We start from the raw sequence: 16,302 nt of genomic DNA, 5'->3' as shown, positions 1-16,302 counted from the left end.
AGGCTAGGCGGGTAGGCGCGCGCCCTTGCTGATGTTGCAGAACAAGTGCGCCAACGCGACGTTGCCCGGAACGTCCAGCCCGCCTCGCGCCCGGGGAACCACGTGATCGATGCTGGGGGACAGCAGGTTGGGGCGCTTCAGAGTGAGGTCCACTGGGAGGTCGCAGATGGAGCAGTCACACCCGTCGCGGAGTGCCACTTGATGCACGGTCATGCACCACCTGCCGCGCGGGCGTGAAGCAAGGCAGGTAAGGCAGAGCAGGGGTCTGTTCGGCCGGAGCCGACCGTCCGAGCGCCTCAGGTCGACCGTCACTCCACAAGCCGGGCAAGAGGTCCAGACCGCCGCCTCAGATCCATTTACACGCAGGAACTGGTAGTGGGCTACACACATCCAGCGGGACTGAGCCCTCCGGTCGCAGCCGGATATCCGGCAGCGCAGATCCCCGTATCGCTGGTCGGTGTACCCGGCTCGCCCGACATCGCCGCCCAGCTTGCGCCAGTGATGCATCCCGCACATCCCCGCCTGCTCCCACGGCTTGGCGCATCCCTCGACCGCGCAGGTCTCGCGTTCGGAAAGCAGGAGTACACGGTAGTGCTTGCGGCAGCGTCCCCGCCTTGCTGCCGGCGAAGCACATGCTTCCTCTTGACACTCGGCGCCCATGTTCCTTGCTCGGCGTGAACCCGTTTCGCCTGGATCTCCACCGCGAAGGAAGCGCGTGTGGTGCATCGAGCACATCCGGCGAGAGATGACCTTCAGTGGCAGGATGCACCCGCCGATGGAACAGGTAGCATCGGTCACTGTCAGCCTGCTTTCGTCAGGTTGGCCATGACCCCGGGGTGTTAGCGCACCGCCGGGGTTCTCTTCTGCCCAATCTACGCGGTGGCTACGACAGTTGGCTTGACGTTGGCGAGGACCGTGAACGTGGCCAGGTCGACATCACTGTCCGGATCCAGGGCGGCGATGGGCCCGGTTCCGGGGCGTGTACCCCGGATGACGGGCCCGGAGTGCACCAGCAGCAGGGCCTGGCAGAGCATCGCCAGGTCGTGGGCCTGATCGGCATCCTCGTGCCACACGGTGACGCGGATCGTGCAGCGGGAGTTCGCCATCGAGTTGTGAGGCAGGTCGCTGTCCTTACGGACGAGGACGTAGGGAAGCTCGGGGGTCTCCGGTGACCGGTCCCCTGGCACTCGCGTGCCGACCGTCGAGCCGTCCGCATACGGCTCAGACCTGGCGGCCAGTGCCGCCCGCAGCACCCCGGCGGCCGCGGCCTGTACGTCTCCGAACGCGGTAAGCGGCTTCACCGGTTCCAGGCCTTGACCTCAAGGCCGGCGAATCCGGCCGCCCGGGTCAGAATGCCGTCCCGCGCCTGCCAGGCCATGGCCTGCACATGGGCGACGACGACAGTCGCGGCACCGCGGTCCGTGGTGTACTTGCGGACCTCGATCGGGGTGCCTCCCGGAACTAGGGCTTTCACGTTGTCCGCGACGTTCTGCGCCAGGCCGTCCACGAGTTCCCGCACCTCCGGGCCGCGCAGCACTTCCCTGACGCCGGCCGCATCCAGCCGCCAGTCGATGAGCATCACGGCCTCCTATCCGGTGGCGCGGACCATGACGAAATCGATGTGGTGGACGGTGTCAGAGAACAACTCAGGCCAAACGCCCACCTCGCCCTCAACCTCGTACACCAGCCCGGCGTATTCGATCCGGTCCGCCGCCGTGATATCGGGCGCGGTGCCCTCCGCGGACTGGACCCGGTAGCCGGTCACAACGGCGGTGCGCTCCTCGTCCGCCCGCTCGCTCTGACTGTTGGGCTGAATGTTGAGACCGGTCACGGTCAGCTCGGTCACGGCTCCCGGTGACCAGTCGGGGATGGTGTTGCCGCCCCGGTCGAGGCGGGTACCGGCCCGGACACGGACGGCGGTCTGGTTGAACATCACGGCCGGTCACCTCGGTTGAGCTGGTGGCGTTCGACTGCCGCGGTCCACTGGGCGGTTACGCCGGTGGCCGCCTGCACCCCGAATGTGACGGACTGGGCGCCGATGGTCTTCTGCTGGACTCCGGGCTGGATCGCGTAGATCGCGCGCGCCTGGTCGAGGACCGCGCCCTGAATGTCCTCGGGGACGGTCTCGTGGCCGTGGGAGTAGGTGACCTGGACGGACCGGAGTGTGGCGGGCCACACTCGGCAGCCGAGCCGGCGCAGGTATCCGTCCGCCGACCAGGCGTAGTCGGTGACCGCGGTCAGCTCCTCGCCGTCGACTTCGACAGCAGTGACCTCGAGGACGGGGGCAGCCGGGAGGAGCAGGGATGCGGATCCGTTGCCGTCGAGGGTGATGACGTCGTCCTCGATGAGGGTGACCGGGTGCCGTACTGCCCCGCGGAAGCGTCGGGACGCTGCCCGCAGTGCGGCGAGGAGTTTGGTGTCGCTCGCGTCGACCCCGAGCCATTCGGCGAGCTCCTCAGGGTCGGCGAGAAGGTCAGTCGCCACCGGGGGCGGCCTTGCCGCGGGCCGTTCGGGACTTGTTGGCCGGTGTCCGGGACTTGGCCGGCGCCTCCGCGGTCTTCGCTTCGGCCTCCGGCGCTTCCGGCTCGGGGCCGGCCGGGCCGTTCACGAGGGTGCCCCCGTAGCGCTCGGCGTCGGCCTCGTTGAGCTTCATGCGAGTCGGTACGCCGTGCATGACGACGTCGTACAACCTCAGGGGCCCGCCCACGACGGCCACCTCCAGATTCTCGTCTACCGGGGTGCTGGCCGAGGGCGGGCCGCACGATGCGTGAAGCGCACCGCATGGGCACCGCCCTCGGACCATCCGTGAGTTGACCAGCGTCACGACGCGAGCTGGCCGGACGTCCGCATCGCGGCGAGCAGCGCGTTGACCTTGGTGCGGAGTGCCAGATAGTCGGCGCGCAGGGCGTCGTACTCCGCCTTAGTGGGGTTGGCGCCCGCGGCGACAACCGAGGTGGCCGCTGCCGCATCCGCGACAGCCGCGGTCTGCTTGCCTTCGCGGGCAGCGCCCGCACCGGCGTTCAGGTATGCCATGTCAGCCTCCTCAGGCAGTCAGGTCGACCTCAACGAAGGCGGACGGCTGAATGACGCCAAAGGCAGCACGCATCTCTGCCAGAATCGCCACCAAATTTCGCACAAAGAAATCGGCATGCGAGTCGGTGACGGTGATGGAGGCCTGTTCCCTATCCCAGAGAATAGCCTTTCGGAAATCCCCGACATAGGCGGTACCGGCGGGGACAGCCTCAGTCTCAATGACCGGCAGACCCCACAGGACCGACGCCGAGCCGACGCCGGCCGGGCCGCCGAAGTAAAAGCGCCCCTCGTTGTCCTGCAGGAGGTCGACCGTTTCGAGGTCGGACGGGTGCAGAAGGTAGGCGTTGGCGACGGAGCGGCCGACCGTGCGGACCTTCGTCTTCGCCTTGCGCAGCGTGGTGAGAGCGTCGGTGTCCCAGGCCTGCGCCTGGACGCCGCTGACGTTGCCGAGACCGTCGAAGTTCTCGCCGGTACCGTCACCGGCGATCATCTGGTCTTCGAGCTCCTCCTCGAGGCCGTACTTGAGGAAGCTGTCGATGAGGGTGCGGATCTGCGAGGCGTCCGACAGGGCACGCTTCGTGATGGGGATCCAGTGCGCGATCGTCCGCACCGGCGTGGTGACCTTCGCCGCGGCCAGCGCGCTCTCAGGCTTGTAGCCGCCGCCGGCGACCGGGATGAGCGCGCCCGCAGCTTCCGGTGCGGTGGGCGGCGCCGAGGACGTCGCCTCAGCGACCGGGGCCGCGTTGTTGGTGACGCTGGTCAGGCGGACGTACTCGACCGTGTCCGAGGTCGTCCGGCCGTTGGTGACGACGTCACGCAGTCGGAGCGGCCGCTGGAACAGGTCCAGGCCGACCCGCTGGCCCATGTAGTCGTTGGTCACCCAGGCGCCGGCAGAGGTGTCGGAAGCTCCGGTGACCAGGGACTTGTAGCCGACGGGCAGGGACTGCACGCGGGACTTCGCTCCGAAGCCGCCGCGCGGTGCCTGCGACATCAGGCCTGCGTACTCGGTGGACTCGGTGAAGTGCTCGCCGAGCGACTTCCCGGCCGGCGGGACAACGAGGCCGGACGGGGTGCGGCGCTCGCCGGACTTCTCGTTGAGTTCGATGCCGTCACCCAGGTCGGCGAGGGCCTGGCGCATGGTGCTGGTCGCCTTGGCCTTCTCCAGGCCGGTCTTGGCTTCCTTGGCCTTGGCCATGTGCTCATTGAGCTGAGTGCGCTCGACGTCCGTGAAATCGCGGTCCTCGGCTTCGGCCTTGGCGGCGATCTCGCGGGCTTCCTTCAGGTGGTGTACGAGCTCATCGGTGAGCTCCTCGGTCTTGACAGTCATGGGGGTCCTCATCCCGTAAGCGTGGAGAGAGCCTCGACCTCGAAGGTCGTGAGGCGATCGATATCGCGCTGACGGAGCGAGGCGGGGCTCGGACCGGCCGGGGCCTCCTTGGCCGCAGGGAGCTGCGGCGAGGACTGCACGGGCGGAGTCGGCGTGGCCTTCTCATCGTCATCAGTGCTGGAAGACAGGGAGTCCAGCAGCTCCTTGGCGAGGCGCGCGATGTCCTTCACGCGCTGCTCGTTCTTCTGGCTGAGCGTGCGCCCAGCCTTCGCCGCCATGGCCCCCGTCAGGGCCTGGCGAAGCTCTTCTGTCTGCGCTGCGGAGGCTCCCTCGACCGAGACGCGCATGGTGGCGCCGTCGGCGGACTTCACGTCCAGCAGCTCTGTGGCCTGGTTGGCGCCGATCAGAGTGGGGCCGACCTCGTACAACTTCAGCTTGCGCAGCTCGAACGAGTCGGACTCGCCGTCGTCGGCCTTGCTCTTCGAAGGGCCGCCGTCCAGGACGTCGTAGGCGAAGGAAAACTGCGTCACCCGGCGGCCCTTCAGCAGCTTGTAGACCTGGGCCGCTTTCGGCGAGTCGAGGTCGATACGGGCCTTCACCCACAGCCCCTCCGGCCGCTCCTCCGCCTCCAGGACTTCGCCGATGTGGTAGTCGGGGTCGTGAGACATGTGGGACCACAGGACCGGGATCGGGTTCCCGCTGCTCTTCCACTCGTCCAAGGTCTCCCCGAACGCGCCCGGCATGATCTTGTCGCCGACGCTGTCGACGTTGTACGCAGCGACGATCGCCTCGAACACGCCGTCGTCGGTTCCCTCGTTTTCGCCCGCCGCCTTGATGCGCACGGGGCAGCTCTTGATTCGCATCGTCACTCCGTTGCGTAGTCGAGACGGCACTTGCAGCCTGCGGTTTCCTTGGCTTCGCCCTTGCCGTCGCCGGGCCACCGCAGGCCGTTGGAGAAGACGTCATCGAGGCTGACGGACTCGCCGTTCTGCGCCCGGTGGGAGGCGCGCGGGTTGGTGCCGCCGGTGCGCCAGATCTTCTTCTTCAGGCCCGAGGCGCCGGCTGCGTCATGCGAGCCGAACCCGCGGCCCTCCGCGGAGGCGGTCGCCGCCCGAACGGCAGCAGCTGATACCCAGACTTCGCCGGCGTGGCGGAGGTTGGCCTGCCAGCCGTCCCCGCTGTCGTCGACCTCGGCAACAGCTGTCCGGCCGGCGTCCTCGTGTTGGGCTGCGTGGGATTCCGCCGCGGCAAGGAGCCAGGGCAGCATCACCTCTGGATCCCAGCCCGATGCCTCAGGGTTCACTTCGTCCAGGACGCCCCACGCTCCGAGCTGCGCAATGCGGTAGCCGTGCTCGGAGATCAGGGCGGCCAGCTCTGCGAGGCGGCCCTCGCTGCCCTCGCCCCACAAGGCGAGCAGGTCCGGCACGGAGTCCGCCTTGCCGGACGCTTGAGCTTCCAAGCGTGCGAAGTGGCGGGCTGTCCAGCGCTCCAGTGCTGCGGCGAACGCCGCGGCCTCCTCTTCGAAGTCTCCGAGGTCATCCGGCCGTGCTGGAGCGGCCGCCTTCATGAGAACCAGGCGGCCGCGCGCTTTTGGGAGAGCGGCGGCCTCCGCCGGATCGGGTGCTGTGTCCGTCGGGGAGGCCATGCCACCCACCAGCACGTTCAGCGGGGTGATCATCTCGTCCCCGCCGTCGATCGCCGGCAGGTTCATTCGGGCCCGCGCTTCGTTGCGGAGCAGCCACGGTGCGCCGACCGCGGTCTGCAGCATCGACGCCTGTTCCTCGAAGGATCCGCGCAGCTTCTCCGACAGGTTGAACTCGACGTAGACATTGTCGGAGTCGGGCAGGTCCGGAATCAGCTGCAGGCCGATCTCCTCCTGGATCATCGACAGCCACGGGCCGAGAGTGTCCTGGTAGAGCTGCTGATGCTGTTCCTTGATGTTCGAGAACGTCGCGTTGTCGAGGATCCCGACCATGGGCAGCGGGATGTGATAGGCGGCGGCGACCTCTTCGCGGGTGAGCTTGCGGGCCTCGATGTACTGGGCCTTCGCCGGATCGAGAGCGATCTGGTCGTACTCCATGCCGTCCTCGAGGATCGGCGTACCGCCCGCCTGGCCCCCGCCCGCGGTGAATGCCCGCCACGATTCCCCGAAGCGCGCCCGAGCGGTGGGATCCCACTTCGGCGCATCCGCAGGCCGCTTCAGCACGCCGGACATCCGGCCGCCGTTGCGCCACATCTGCTCCCGCGACCTGGTCGCCTCGAACTCCTCGGCCAGCAGGGCGCGGAGCGACTCGATCGGAGATGAGCCCTGCCGCAGATCCTCGGGGTCGTACCCGTGAAAGTGCACGACCTGATCCGGCTTCAGCTCGAGGTCTCCCTTCGAGCCGTGGACGACGAACTTCTCCGGCTCGAGCCAGTTGTCGCCCTTGATTTCCATCCGCGCCGGCGGGATCGGGATCACCCCGAGCAGCTCGCCGGAGTCCATGCGGACCTTCACCCAGTACGCGACGTCGTAGATGGCGTAGTCGCAGACCAGGCGCTCGATCAGCCGGTAGCGGGTCAGCTTCGCGCCCGGCGCCGCAAAGATGCTGGCCAGAGGATGGTTGGTCAGCCGCTCCCGGTCGGTATCCGACACCCGGCGGTACGTGTGGAGTCCCAACTGGGCGATGTTCCTGGCCAGGAAGCTGACCACGGTACGGATCTGCGGCTGCTGGCGGTACAGCTGCCCGTACTCGCGGTACACGTCATCGGCCAGGCGGACATAGGCAGGGGCGACCAGAGACGGTGAGATCGAGACTGCGGCCAGCTGGCCCTGCGAGACGACGAAAGCCACGTCAGCCTCCCGCCACCTGGATGAACTCGACCCGTGCCCGCTCGATGACGACTTCGCCGTCCATGGGGGTGTCCGCGGCGCCGTGCTGCATCAGCACCGCGTCACGGAGCACCAGGAGCGGGCCCCGCTTGGCCCACAGCACGCCGGCGAAGGCCTTGTCGGTCAGATTCACCACCACCCGCTTGCGCAGGGCGGTACGACGCCACCAGAACACGGCAGACCTCCTGTCACAGGACCATCAGGTCGCCGTCGTCGTAGGCGCTCTTCACGGGCGCCTCGCGCGTCAGTGCTTCGGACAGTGCAGTCACCAGGGCGGACACCCCGTCGATCTTCTCGGCGCTGCGAGCCTTGTCCGGCTTCACGTTGCCTGCCGGGTCCATGGCCACGGCCAGGTTGTCGACCATCCACGTGACCGCCGGGTTCCCGCCGTGCCGCAGCTGAGGAACCTCCGGGGTTCCCTTCAGGAGCAGGCGCTGGAGCTCCTTCAGCGGCGGCGACATAGTGATGAAGCCCTGCCGGACCTTGACCATCGGGGCCTCGGACTCGGCCAGCTTGTTCGTCAGCGGGACTGCCGACCACGGGTCGAAGCCAATCGAGCGGACGTCGAATTCGTTCAAGTCCCGCTCGATCTGCAACTGGATGTAGTCATAGTCGGCGACGTTGCCCGGGGTGGCGACGAGGAGACCCTCGCGGACCCAGACGCTGGCCGCGCCCGCCGTCCGCTGGTCCAGGACGGCGATGTTGTCCTCCGGCGTCCACAGCCGCCATAGCGCGTCGAAGCCACCGTTCTCGTCATCCGGGAACAGCCAGCACAGGGCGCACAGGTCGGACGTGGCAGCGAGGTCGAGGCCGCCGTAGGCCTCCCGGCCAGCCATGCGCGCCTCGTCGACCATCCCGGCGTTGCGGTGCCAGGACTCCAGCGTCAGGAACTTCGTCTCCTGCTTCGTCCGGCGCCCGAGATGCAGGCGCAGGAACTTCGCTAGGTCCGCGGGCGACTGCTTGGCCTCGTCGGACTTGGCCTGCAGGTAAGAACGGGTCGGCGAGACACCATAGCCCGGGTTCGCCTTCCGCCACGTCGCCTCGACGTGCGGATCGTCCTCACGCTCGGCCGCCCACACCACGCCGTACACCGACGGGGCCGCGAACACCCGGCGGGCCAGCTGCTCGACCCGCTTGCGCTTGCGGTCGTACACCGACTCCCGCTTGCCGGAGTCAGCGGTGGTGATAATGACGACCAGAGGCTGCCGGCGCGAGCCGGTACCCGTCTCGATCGTCTCCACCAGCTCCGGCGTCTTGTGCTCGTGCAGCTCATCGACGATCGCGCAGTGGATGTTCGCGCCGTGCTGGGCGCCGGCCACCGACGCGATCGGCTTGAAGTATGAGCCGGACCGCTTGTGCAGGATCTTGTCCTTCAGCGGCAGGACGTGCTTCTTCAGTGCGGGCGCCGCCTCCGCGAGCTTCTTCACCGGCTCGAAGACGAAGCCTGCCTGCTCCTTGGTCGTCGCCGCAGTGATGACCTGGGCGCCCTGCTCGCCGTCGGCGCACGTCATGTAGATGGCGAGGCCGCCGGCCAGCGTGCTCTTGCCGTTCTTGCGGGGCACGTCCACGTACAGCTCGCGCACAACCCGGACGTAGGACTCGGAGTCCTGGTCCCAGCGGACCCAGCCGAAGACCGGCGCCAGGATGTACGCCACCTGCCACGGGTCGGGGCGAAGAGGCTGCCCCGCCCACTGGCCCTGCGTGTGCCGCAGCTTCGAGAAGGCGCTGATCACCTTGTCGACGCGGTCCGGGTCGAAGACCGCGCCCGCCGCCTCGCCAGGGGACGGGGTCTGGATCAGCGGCGGACAGTCCGGCAGCGGAAAGCCGCGGTCCTTCAGGTACCAGGCCACCTCCGGCGACAGCCGCAGCCGCTCCAGATCCGCGCCCGCCGGTGCCCGCTTACGCGAACGGGTTGTCGTCCTCGTTGCCATCGTCGGCCCCCCTCGCGAGGGCCTGCTCCGACGAAGGGGTCAGGCCGAAGTGGGCGGCGAAGGAACGGAGCTCACGGCCCGCGGCGCGGGCGATTCCGACGGCCGGGTGCGCGAGGGTGCCCTGCCTCGCCTCGATGGTCAGGCCCTCGCTGTGCTGCTGGCGGATCGCGTCCACGAACGTCGCCCAGGTCTCGCAGTACGCGGCGAGGACCGCGCGGTCTTCCTGCTTGAGGATGTCCAGCCGCTGGAGACCAGGCACCACCCGCCGCCACTCAGCAGCCGCCTCGGCGGACAGCCAGTCCGGAGGCTCCGGGGCGATCCGCCGGAAGGCGGGCCCCAGGTTGACCTCCCGGCCGCCCGAGTCCTTGCCGGGGCCCTGCCCCTTGAGGAGCTTGAGGGCCGCGGGCTGAGCTGTACGGGCCATGATCAAGACCCCCTATCCCAGGATCTGAGTTCGCGTCTTTTTCTCTGACCGCGGCGGGCCCCCAGACGATCAAGTTAAGGATCTGGACTCCCCTACCCGTCTGACCTGCGAGATCTTCCCGATCTTGATCGATTCGCTTGGGCAGCTTCAGCCTTGGACTTGATCGCATGGTCTTCGGCGCAGATCAGGCCGAGGTTGTCCAGGTCCCGAGCTGATCCGCCTCGGCTGATCGGAGTGATGTGCTCAAGATCGAACGTCTCGTCCTCTTGCCTCTCTCGGCCGCAGACGTAGCACGTGTCGTTGTCACGGACCGTGACCCGCTTCTTCAATGAGCGCATGGTTCCCGAGCTCATGCCGTACCGGTCCTGCTTACGGGCCCGGTTCGCCCACGCTGCAGGCTGATGCTCGGCGCATCGGCCTCGATTCGTCGCGAGCTCGGCGCATCCCGTGCTGCTGCATCTGCTGGGCGGTGACATGGGCATGGGCTGCGGTCACCTCCTTCAGGACCGACAGGACGTCTGCGGCAAGAGCGTGAAGGGCCTGGCCCGCACCCCCCTGGTTAACCCCCTGGGCTTACCCCCTGGGCTCGACCCCCGGGGGCTGTTGGGGGGCGTTGACCAGAGGGGTCAGCTGACGCCGTACCACTGGCTTCCCCAGCCCGTATTGATGATCGAGGTGAGCTGGCCGGACATGGTCAGTGACGTGGGTAGCGACGTTTGGCCGGTCAGCATGTTGGCGTAGCGCAAGTTCGGCGCCGCGAGGTTCGCATTGACCGAGATGCCCGCGCCTGAGGCCTTGAAGGTGAGCGAATTCGTCGCCCAGGCCCCATTGAGCAGCATGGCGATGTAGTAGTAGCCGGGCGCCGCCACGAAGGGCGTGATCAGCGGCAGGGCTTTGGCGGTCGCCCCCGTCATCAGCGACGAGGAGATGTCCGCGGTGGCGCCCTTCCGGGTGCCGGACGCGTCGTACACGCCGAGGTAGCAGTTGCTGAGCGAGGCGCCCGCGTCGATCCCGGACAGGCCGAGCCAGATGTTCGACCATGTGATCTGCTCACGGATCGGGATGCGAACGAGCGTGATCCGGCCCGCGACGCCACCCGATGACTGGGCGGTGACGTGGCCGGCTTCGTTGGGGTCGTAGGTCCAGGTGATCAGTCCCTGATCGGACGGCCGGTCGTCCCAGCTGCCGGCTGCTGAGCCGCCTACGGGGCCGATGTTCGTCAGCATCATCCGCCACGGGTAGGTGGCGTTCGCGTAGACCTTGCCGGAGGTCGTCCCGCTGTGAACGAGGGCGACCGTGACGTTGCCGGAGCCGTCGATGTGGCTGGCCTGGACGGTGAACTTCTCGTTGGCGACCTTGGAGAAGCTGGTGCTGGGGTACAGCCAGGGTGCGCCCTCGGACAGCGGGGTGCTGGTCCCTGATCCTCCGTAGACGGAGATGGCGCCGGCGCTCGTCAGCAGGGCGATGTCCATGAAGTGGCCGCCGACGTACATCATCGCCATGTCGACGCGGATGCGGTCTCCGGCGGCTGCCGGGATCGAGCACTGGAGCGGCGTGCCCACGGACGTGGTCGCGATGATCCACGGGGTGGAGGACGTTAGGTCGACGATCGCGCCGTCGGTGATGCGGGCCTCGGCCTCACGGATGACCGTGCCGGACGCGCCGATCGCGCCCTGGGCGCCCGTTGCGCCTGTTGCCCCGGTCGCGCCCGCTGGCCCGGGGTCACCCTGGGGGCCGGTTGCTCCAGTCGCACCCGTGGCTCCGGTGGCCCCCGTTGCTCCGGTAGCCCCGGGGGATCCGTCTACGCCGTCGGCGCCGTCTGCTCCTGCGGGGCCTGTCGGGCCTTGCGGTCCGGTTGCCCCGGCGGGGCCAGTTGCTCCCGTAAGGCCCTGAGGTCCGGCTGGCCCCGTGGGCCCTGCCGGTCCGGGGACGGTTACGTAGTCGCCGTTGGCCGGGTCGGTGGGCGCGAGATCGGACAGTTCTACGCTCACGCCGAGGCTGGTCGTCAGCAGGATCGAGTAGCTGCGGTGGGCGGCGTCGTAGGGCTGCTCGATGATCCGGTACGTCCAGCCGGTGGGCACGCAGTCGGCCGCATTGGACGCGAGGAGCTTGACGCCTGTCGACCCGTCGGCCGCCTTGAGGACCCCGTCGACCCAGGTTCCGATCGCGTCGCCCATGACGATGGTGCCGTACAGGGCTGAGGTGATGGTGGGCACCTCGGGCCGGAAAATGACTCGGCCGCGCATGGGGCCGCCGTCTGGGTGGGCCCGGTTGTCGTTGACGGTGATCGTTTGGAGGCCGGCAGGCAGCGGCATGACGGCCTCCTCGCGTAGGTCACTCCGGTGCGGTCGCCTCGCCGTTCACGAGGGTCGCGAAGATGCGGGCCTGGGGCTCTTTGGCGGCCGCGACGGGCTGGACGAGGATTTCGCCGCCCGCGCCTTCGATGGTGATGAACAGTTTCGTCATTGCTGTTGCGGGCCGCGGCGGCCTTCTCTTCGGGGGTCTTCTTGCTGCCGAACATGGGCGTCCCTTGGTCGCGGTTCTGGGGCGCCTCATGCTGCCGCAGATACCGCGAGCGCGCAGGAGTTCAGGCGGTTCGGACTCGGACGGGCAGTGGCGGCGGGTCGCCGAGGGTGGTCTCGCCCGTCCAGTCGTCGACGACCTTCCGGGGCAGTTCGAAGACGTTGTAGCGGACCTTGCCGCGTCCGCTGCCGTATCGCTGGATGCGGCCTTCGTGGGCCCAGCGGCGGATGGTGACGCCGGGGCGGCCTGTCCAGTGGGCGGCGGCTTCTTCGTCGACGAGGGCGATTCCGGCGGCCATGTCCACCTCCGGGGTACGACAAAGGCCCGCCGGGTGGGCGGGCCTCAGAGTCACACGTGTCCAGTGAGACCGACGATACGTTCGCCCAGGTCGCGCGTCAACCTGCGCTGACAAGGCGATGGTTCGGGCCATGTTCGACGATCTCGGCCACAATGGCGTCATGGACGATCTCGTGCAGTTCCTTCGCGACCGCCTCGACGAGGACGAGCAGGCTGCGCAGCAGGCCATCGCGTGCGAGTTCCTGACCTCTGGGCAGTGGCTGGCGCGCGGGCCTTACGGCGATGACGACCGCTTCGGGAACATGCAGTCGGAGCAGAACGAGCAGATCATCGAGGATGGCCTGCTCTGGGGAACCGTCGCCCACATCGCCCGCCACGATCCAGCGCGCGTCCTCGCCGAGGTCGACGCCAAGCGGCGGCTTCTGGCGATCCACCGTCGCTTTGTCGATGAGCCCGGCCAGGCGTGTCTCGGATGTGCAGGAGGCATCGAGTGGGAGGCCTGTCCGGTCGTCCGCCTCCTTGCCCTCCCCTACGCCGATCACCCGTATTTCCGCGAGGAGTGGCGGCCGTAGATCGCCATCCCGCGCTATCCGGGGCGCCTGTGACGGCATCATGTCGTCATGGGCGTTTCGTACATGGTCCGCGCGTCGTCGGCCGTCGAGTGTCAGCGTGAGCTGGACCGTCTGTGCCGTCTGTTGGGTGCGGTGGCGACGACGGCGCCGATGCGGGCAGCAGGTCCGGGGTGGATGGCGCGCGCGGTCATGCCGAAGGCCCCCGCGAACGGCGAGGGCCCGATCGAGCGGTAGGTCAGTCTTCGCAGTCGCAGTCCTCGAAATCCTGCTGACAGTAAGGGCAGCGGGGGCAGTCGCAGCCGCACGCGTGGCCGTGGTCGCAGCTGCACTGGCACATGCCCTCGCCGCAGGGCCAGTCCTCTTCGGCCTCGGGCTGGGCTTCCGGCTCGTTGGTGGTCTGCTGGGTCATGCGCTTCTCCTTCAGGTTGGGTGGCGTGTGGCAGTCGGGTCTGTCAGGCCGCTCGCGGTCAGGCGTCGGTGACGGTGACGCTGACGATGTGGTCAGTCTCGAATGGCAGGTTCTCGTAGTGGCGGGCGGTGTCGTCGTCGGCGACGGCGGTCTCGGTGGTCGTGCCGTTGGTGTCGGTGATGGTGATGTGCTTGGCCATAGCCTGGTCTCCGTTCACTGCTTGTTGATCGTCTTGGCGATCAAGCCGCGGGTCTGCGTGTTGACCGTGCTGTGTTCCTGGTGCACGGGCCCGTTGTAGTGGTGGTGGTGTTCGGCGCCGATGCCCTGTACGCCGCGGCTGGCGGCCCGAATGAGCGCCCCGATCGCGAGGACGAGGGCTACGGGAGCCGCTGCTCCGATGGCGAGGGCGGCAGGGTCGACGTGGCCGAGCGTGTATAGGACGAGGGCGGTGCTGCCGCCGATGGGGAGCGAGGCGGCGCCGGCGGCGAGCATGACCATGCTGGCATTGGTGGCCTTCTGCGACATCGGGGGGCGGCCAGGCTGGGGTACGGGCGTTGCGTTCCCGACAGCAGGCAGGAGGCTGGTGTCGCGGTAAGAGGTGGGGGCGGCGAGGACTTCATTGACCGCATTGACGAGTCGCTCGGCGTCCTTGCGTTCCGCCTGGCTACTGTCGGGCATGAGGGGACTCCTGAAGGGGATTTGCCGTGTTTGCGAGGGGGTGTGCGGCCCGCTGTGCAGGCTGTGATCGGGCTGGCGTTCCCTTGCCGCTATCTACCGATTGGTGCAGATTGCGCCTGTGTCGCACACCTGCACACCTCACGCGCCCGCACAGCGCGTCTGCCCAGGTAGACGGGGGTGTGACTAGATCGGCACACCCTCCGCACACTTGGGCCGCACAGCGGCCTACTACGTCAGACTCCGGCGAGGACGGGCAGGACCCGATAAACACCGGTCTCGCCGGTCGGCGCGAGCCGTTCACCCCTCTCGCCGATCTTCTTCAACTCCTTCGACACCCAGGAACGGTCCCGCTGTAGCTGTTCGAAGTAGGGGGCGAAGTCCTTGACGGCGACGGTGCCGGGACCGACGGAGGCGAGCGTGTCGATGAGCTCGTCGAGGAGCTCGCGGGCCGCCTCCGTACTGGGCTTGTCCCGCGGCAGGTCCACTACGGATTCGACGGGAGGGAGTTCCTGCTGCAGGGCGGCCAGCTCCTGCTCGGTGGCTTCGTCAGTCATGTCGTCCTCGATGTCGATGGGTTCGGCCTGGACGCTGCCCGGGTCCAGGGCGCGGGCCTTGCGGTTCGTGTACAGCTGGCCGGCGACCTTCTCCGCGGCGGCGCTGGTGACGTGGTCGACGGCGGCACGAATTCCTGCGAACTCTTGGACGAGCCAGGCCGCCGCCTTCTCATACTCGCCGGACGGCCCGGTCCAGAACGTGCGGGCCGGATTGGCGTACATGTCTTCGTCGATGCCAGCAGACACCAGGTACACGTAGCCCTTGCGTTTGTTGCCCCAGGCAGCGGGGTTGGCGCCTGCGTCGAGGACTTCCTCGGGCAGTGCGAACGAGGCGTCGTCGCCTCGGACGCCGAAGCAGGCCGCGGCGGGCAACGAGGCGCGGGTGTCGGTGGAGAGCTGGTAGCCGGAAGCGCGCTGCATGGAGACGACCAGGGAGACGCCGGCGGAGCGGGCTTCCTGGGCGATGCCGGTGAAGGTGTCGTCGCCGAGCTCCCGCAGAAGCTTGGCTGCTTCCTCGAACCAGGCGATGAGGTACTGGATTCCGGGGCAGCCGCAGGCGCGGCCTTTCTGGCAGGAGTGTGCGGGGTCGTTCTGCGGTTCGGCGGCTGCGGGCTCCCATGCACGGTAGCCGTGGTCGCGGAGCCAGGCGGTGCGGGCGGGGATGACGGCCTGGACGGCGGCGACCATCGCGGCGGCGGACGGGGTGTCGAGTGCGGCCCAGTCCATTGCGGGCACCAGGGGCAGGAAGTCCTGGCCGGCCTTAGCTGCGTCGGCGAGCCAGACGACGACGTCCTTGCGGGTCAGCAGCTCGAACATAACGTCGAGGGCGCCTTCGGTTTTCCCGGAGCCGGTCATTCCCATGATCAGAATGTGGATGGCTTCGAGGAGCGGTAGCAGCAGTGCGCTGCCGTCGTCATACACGCCGATCCGCAGAGCAACGGCCACCGACTGGGCTGCCGCATAAGGGCCGGGCCAGCGTGTCGGGGTCTTGAGCATGTCTTCGGGAACGATGACGATCTGGCCCTTGCGGGCCGAGTCAGGGTCGTGCTGGACGCGGATCGCGGTGGTGGGGACGTCGAGCGCGGAGGCGATCCGAGGGATGGAGCGTGCGACGTCGTCGTTGGTGAGTTCGCCGGCGGGCAGTTCGTAGGGGACGGTGACCCGGTTCGGCTCAACCTTGACGTTGCGCAGCAGGGTGCGGGCCAGGCCGACCTTCTCCAGGAGGCCCTTGTCGGCAGCGTTGCCGGTGCTGTCGTCGGCGCCGCACATCATCTGGCGCAGGTTCCAGGAGAGCGCAAGTCCGGCGCCGCCCATGAGGTACATGTCATTGAGGGGCCCGGTGAGGGGTCCGGCGAGCGCGGCCGCGGTGGTCCAGGACGCTCCTGCGGCCACGGTGATAGCGGTGTGTAGGCGCCGTTCCCGGCCGGTGGGCTTACCTGCCCACCAGGCCGCGGCGGTCAAGCCCACCGAGACGAGCGTCAGGCCGACGCCTGCCGGGGCGGAGTTCGCCCACATCAGGTTCCCGCCGGTGCCGGCGATCCCGACAACTCCGGTGGCGATCCACGGCGGGGTGTACGGCTTGGCCCGGTGCCACAGCCAACCCTTGAGGCCGGCTGCCGAAGAGCCTCCGTTCAGGCGGTCCTCGTGGCGTTGGGCCACTTCGTTGCTCGTCATGGCGGGCT

The 16,302-nt window shown here is 68.3% G+C and carries 23 protein-coding genes; 2 read left to right on the top strand and 21 right to left on the bottom strand.

Annotated elements, in window-relative coordinates; all coding sequences use genetic code 11:
- Positions 1-3 precede the first annotated feature (3 nt).
- From OG594_RS47350 to OG594_RS08915, 17 genes are all read right to left on the bottom strand, one after another.
- Positions 4-213, bottom strand: a complete 210-nt coding sequence (locus OG594_RS47350; RefSeq protein WP_353962628.1) for an HNH endonuclease signature motif containing protein — start codon at positions 211-213, stop codon at positions 4-6.
- A 659-nt stretch (positions 214-872) separates the two neighbouring features.
- Positions 873-1,301, bottom strand: a complete 429-nt coding sequence (locus OG594_RS08990) for a hypothetical protein (RefSeq protein ID WP_266596954.1) — start codon at positions 1,299-1,301, stop codon at positions 873-875.
- Positions 1,298-1,579 (bottom strand): hypothetical protein, encoded by a 282-nt coding sequence (locus tag OG594_RS08985; RefSeq protein WP_266596952.1) that lies wholly within the window; start codon positions 1,577-1,579, stop codon positions 1,298-1,300. Before OG594_RS08985 ends, OG594_RS08990 begins: the two co-directional genes overlap by 4 nt.
- A gap of 9 nt (positions 1,580-1,588) precedes the next feature.
- On the bottom strand, positions 1,589-1,933 hold the full coding sequence (locus OG594_RS08980; RefSeq protein ID WP_266596950.1) for a hypothetical protein: 345 nt from the start codon (positions 1,931-1,933) through the stop codon (positions 1,589-1,591).
- Positions 1,933-2,484, bottom strand: coding sequence for a mobile element protein (locus tag OG594_RS08975; protein ID WP_266596948.1), 552 nt, complete (start codon positions 2,482-2,484; stop codon positions 1,933-1,935). The genes OG594_RS08980 and OG594_RS08975 overlap by 1 nt, the downstream gene beginning before the upstream one ends.
- Complete coding sequence (locus OG594_RS08970) at positions 2,474-2,707, bottom strand: hypothetical protein (protein WP_266596947.1); 234 nt, start codon at positions 2,705-2,707, stop codon at positions 2,474-2,476. Before OG594_RS08970 ends, OG594_RS08975 begins: the two co-directional genes overlap by 11 nt.
- 113 nt (positions 2,708-2,820) lie before the next feature.
- Complete coding sequence (locus OG594_RS08965; RefSeq protein WP_030901014.1) at positions 2,821-3,033, bottom strand: hypothetical protein; 213 nt, start codon at positions 3,031-3,033, stop codon at positions 2,821-2,823.
- A 10-nt stretch (positions 3,034-3,043) separates the two neighbouring features.
- Positions 3,044-4,360 carry a phage major capsid protein gene (locus OG594_RS08960; RefSeq protein ID WP_266596943.1) on the bottom strand — a complete coding sequence of 439 codons (1,317 nt, stop codon included), beginning with the start codon at positions 4,358-4,360 and terminating at the stop codon, positions 3,044-3,046.
- 8 nt (positions 4,361-4,368) lie between these two features.
- On the bottom strand, positions 4,369-5,223 hold the full coding sequence (locus OG594_RS08955; RefSeq protein ID WP_266596941.1) for an HK97 family phage prohead protease: 855 nt from the start codon (positions 5,221-5,223) through the stop codon (positions 4,369-4,371).
- A 2-nt stretch (positions 5,224-5,225) separates the two neighbouring features.
- Positions 5,226-7,193 carry a phage portal protein gene (locus OG594_RS08950; protein ID WP_266596939.1) on the bottom strand — a complete coding sequence of 656 codons (1,968 nt, stop codon included), beginning with the start codon at positions 7,191-7,193 and terminating at the stop codon, positions 5,226-5,228.
- 1 nt (position 7,194) lies between these two features.
- A complete protein-coding gene (locus tag OG594_RS08945; protein WP_266596937.1) occupies positions 7,195-7,407 on the bottom strand; it encodes a hypothetical protein in 213 nt (70 codons plus the stop codon).
- A 13-nt stretch (positions 7,408-7,420) separates the two neighbouring features.
- The gene (locus OG594_RS08940; RefSeq protein WP_266596935.1) at positions 7,421-9,163 is read right to left on the bottom strand and encodes a terminase large subunit; all 1,743 of its coding nucleotides are present in this window, start codon (positions 9,161-9,163) and stop codon (positions 7,421-7,423) included.
- Complete coding sequence (locus tag OG594_RS08935; protein WP_266596933.1) at positions 9,132-9,587, bottom strand: phage terminase small subunit P27 family; 456 nt, start codon at positions 9,585-9,587, stop codon at positions 9,132-9,134. The genes OG594_RS08940 and OG594_RS08935 overlap by 32 nt, the downstream gene beginning before the upstream one ends.
- Before the next feature lie 92 nt (positions 9,588-9,679).
- Positions 9,680-9,925, bottom strand: coding sequence for an HNH endonuclease (locus tag OG594_RS08930; RefSeq protein ID WP_266602732.1), 246 nt, complete (start codon positions 9,923-9,925; stop codon positions 9,680-9,682).
- A gap of 288 nt (positions 9,926-10,213) precedes the next feature.
- Positions 10,214-11,902: a collagen-like protein gene (locus OG594_RS47035; RefSeq protein ID WP_323185179.1), complete on the bottom strand. Its 1,689-nt coding sequence runs from the start codon at positions 11,900-11,902 to the stop codon at positions 10,214-10,216.
- Between the two features lie 19 nt (positions 11,903-11,921).
- On the bottom strand, positions 11,922-12,053 hold the full coding sequence (locus OG594_RS08920; RefSeq protein WP_266596932.1) for a hypothetical protein: 132 nt from the start codon (positions 12,051-12,053) through the stop codon (positions 11,922-11,924).
- Positions 12,054-12,174: 121 nt separating this feature from the next.
- Positions 12,175-12,408, bottom strand: a complete 234-nt coding sequence (locus OG594_RS08915; RefSeq protein WP_266596930.1) for a DNA-binding protein — start codon at positions 12,406-12,408, stop codon at positions 12,175-12,177.
- 130 nt (positions 12,409-12,538) lie between these two features.
- Here OG594_RS08915 and OG594_RS08910 point away from each other — a divergent pair, with 130 nt between their 5' ends.
- Positions 12,539-12,979 carry a DUF6221 family protein gene (locus OG594_RS08910; RefSeq protein WP_266596928.1) on the top strand — a complete coding sequence of 147 codons (441 nt, stop codon included), beginning with the start codon at positions 12,539-12,541 and terminating at the stop codon, positions 12,977-12,979.
- Positions 12,980-13,027: 48 nt separating this feature from the next.
- Positions 13,028-13,213, top strand: a complete 186-nt coding sequence (locus OG594_RS08905; protein WP_266596926.1) for a hypothetical protein — start codon at positions 13,028-13,030, stop codon at positions 13,211-13,213.
- Between the two features lies 1 nt (position 13,214).
- On the opposite strand, the gene OG594_RS08900 is transcribed toward OG594_RS08905, so the two are convergent.
- The 4 genes from OG594_RS08900 to OG594_RS08885 form a co-directional block, all read right to left on the bottom strand.
- On the bottom strand, positions 13,215-13,388 hold the full coding sequence (locus tag OG594_RS08900; RefSeq protein ID WP_266596924.1) for a hypothetical protein: 174 nt from the start codon (positions 13,386-13,388) through the stop codon (positions 13,215-13,217).
- A 58-nt stretch (positions 13,389-13,446) separates the two neighbouring features.
- Positions 13,447-13,587, bottom strand: a complete 141-nt coding sequence (locus OG594_RS08895) for a hypothetical protein (protein WP_266596922.1) — start codon at positions 13,585-13,587, stop codon at positions 13,447-13,449.
- Between the two features lie 14 nt (positions 13,588-13,601).
- Positions 13,602-14,066 (bottom strand): hypothetical protein, encoded by a 465-nt coding sequence (locus tag OG594_RS08890; protein WP_266596920.1) that lies wholly within the window; start codon positions 14,064-14,066, stop codon positions 13,602-13,604.
- A gap of 233 nt (positions 14,067-14,299) precedes the next feature.
- Positions 14,300-16,294: a sporulation protein SsgA gene (locus OG594_RS08885; protein WP_266596918.1), complete on the bottom strand. Its 1,995-nt coding sequence runs from the start codon at positions 16,292-16,294 to the stop codon at positions 14,300-14,302.
- Positions 16,295-16,302: the final 8 nt, after the last annotated feature.

Source organism: Streptomyces sp. NBC_01214, from assembly GCF_026340975.1.
Taxonomy (GTDB): Bacteria; Actinomycetota; Actinomycetes; order Streptomycetales; family Streptomycetaceae; genus Streptomyces.
This window is presented reverse-complemented; position numbering and strand designations above follow the sequence as displayed.

What these genes read in the sequence shown, in the direction of transcription:
- OG594_RS08915 (WP_266596930.1), bottom strand. Translation starts at nt 12,408, where the DNA reads ATGGCCGCCGGAATCGCCCTCGTCGACGAAGAAGCCGCCGCCCACTGG.
- OG594_RS08905 (WP_266596926.1), top strand. Translation starts at nt 13,028, where the DNA reads ATGGGCGTTTCGTACATGGTCCGCGCGTCGTCGGCCGTCGAGTGTCAG.
- OG594_RS08980 (WP_266596950.1), bottom strand. Translation starts at nt 1,933, where the DNA reads ATGTTCAACCAGACCGCCGTCCGTGTCCGGGCCGGTACCCGCCTCGAC.
- OG594_RS08985 (WP_266596952.1), bottom strand. Translation starts at nt 1,579, where the DNA reads ATGCTCATCGACTGGCGGCTGGATGCGGCCGGCGTCAGGGAAGTGCTG.
- OG594_RS08955 (WP_266596941.1), bottom strand. Translation starts at nt 5,223, where the DNA reads ATGCGAATCAAGAGCTGCCCCGTGCGCATCAAGGCGGCGGGCGAAAAC.
- OG594_RS08910 (WP_266596928.1), top strand. Translation starts at nt 12,539, where the DNA reads ATGTTCGACGATCTCGGCCACAATGGCGTCATGGACGATCTCGTGCAG.
- OG594_RS08930 (WP_266602732.1), bottom strand. Translation starts at nt 9,925, where the DNA reads ATGCGCTCATTGAAGAAGCGGGTCACGGTCCGTGACAACGACACGTGC.
- OG594_RS08960 (WP_266596943.1), bottom strand. Translation starts at nt 4,360, where the DNA reads ATGACTGTCAAGACCGAGGAGCTCACCGATGAGCTCGTACACCACCTG.
- OG594_RS08940 (WP_266596935.1), bottom strand. Translation starts at nt 9,163, where the DNA reads ATGGCAACGAGGACGACAACCCGTTCGCGTAAGCGGGCACCGGCGGGC.
- OG594_RS08965 (WP_030901014.1), bottom strand. Translation starts at nt 3,033, where the DNA reads ATGGCATACCTGAACGCCGGTGCGGGCGCTGCCCGCGAAGGCAAGCAG.
- OG594_RS08895 (WP_266596922.1), bottom strand. Translation starts at nt 13,587, where the DNA reads ATGGCCAAGCACATCACCATCACCGACACCAACGGCACGACCACCGAG.
- OG594_RS08920 (WP_266596932.1), bottom strand. Translation starts at nt 12,053, where the DNA reads ATGACGAAACTGTTCATCACCATCGAAGGCGCGGGCGGCGAAATCCTC.
- OG594_RS08935 (WP_266596933.1), bottom strand. Translation starts at nt 9,587, where the DNA reads ATGGCCCGTACAGCTCAGCCCGCGGCCCTCAAGCTCCTCAAGGGGCAG.
- OG594_RS08885 (WP_266596918.1), bottom strand. Translation starts at nt 16,294, where the DNA reads ATGACGAGCAACGAAGTGGCCCAACGCCACGAGGACCGCCTGAACGGA.
- OG594_RS08890 (WP_266596920.1), bottom strand. Translation starts at nt 14,066, where the DNA reads ATGCCCGACAGTAGCCAGGCGGAACGCAAGGACGCCGAGCGACTCGTC.
- OG594_RS47035 (WP_323185179.1), bottom strand. Translation starts at nt 11,902, where the DNA reads ATGCCGCTGCCTGCCGGCCTCCAAACGATCACCGTCAACGACAACCGG.
- OG594_RS08900 (WP_266596924.1), bottom strand. Translation starts at nt 13,388, where the DNA reads ATGACCCAGCAGACCACCAACGAGCCGGAAGCCCAGCCCGAGGCCGAA.
- OG594_RS47350 (WP_353962628.1), bottom strand. Translation starts at nt 213, where the DNA reads ATGACCGTGCATCAAGTGGCACTCCGCGACGGGTGTGACTGCTCCATC.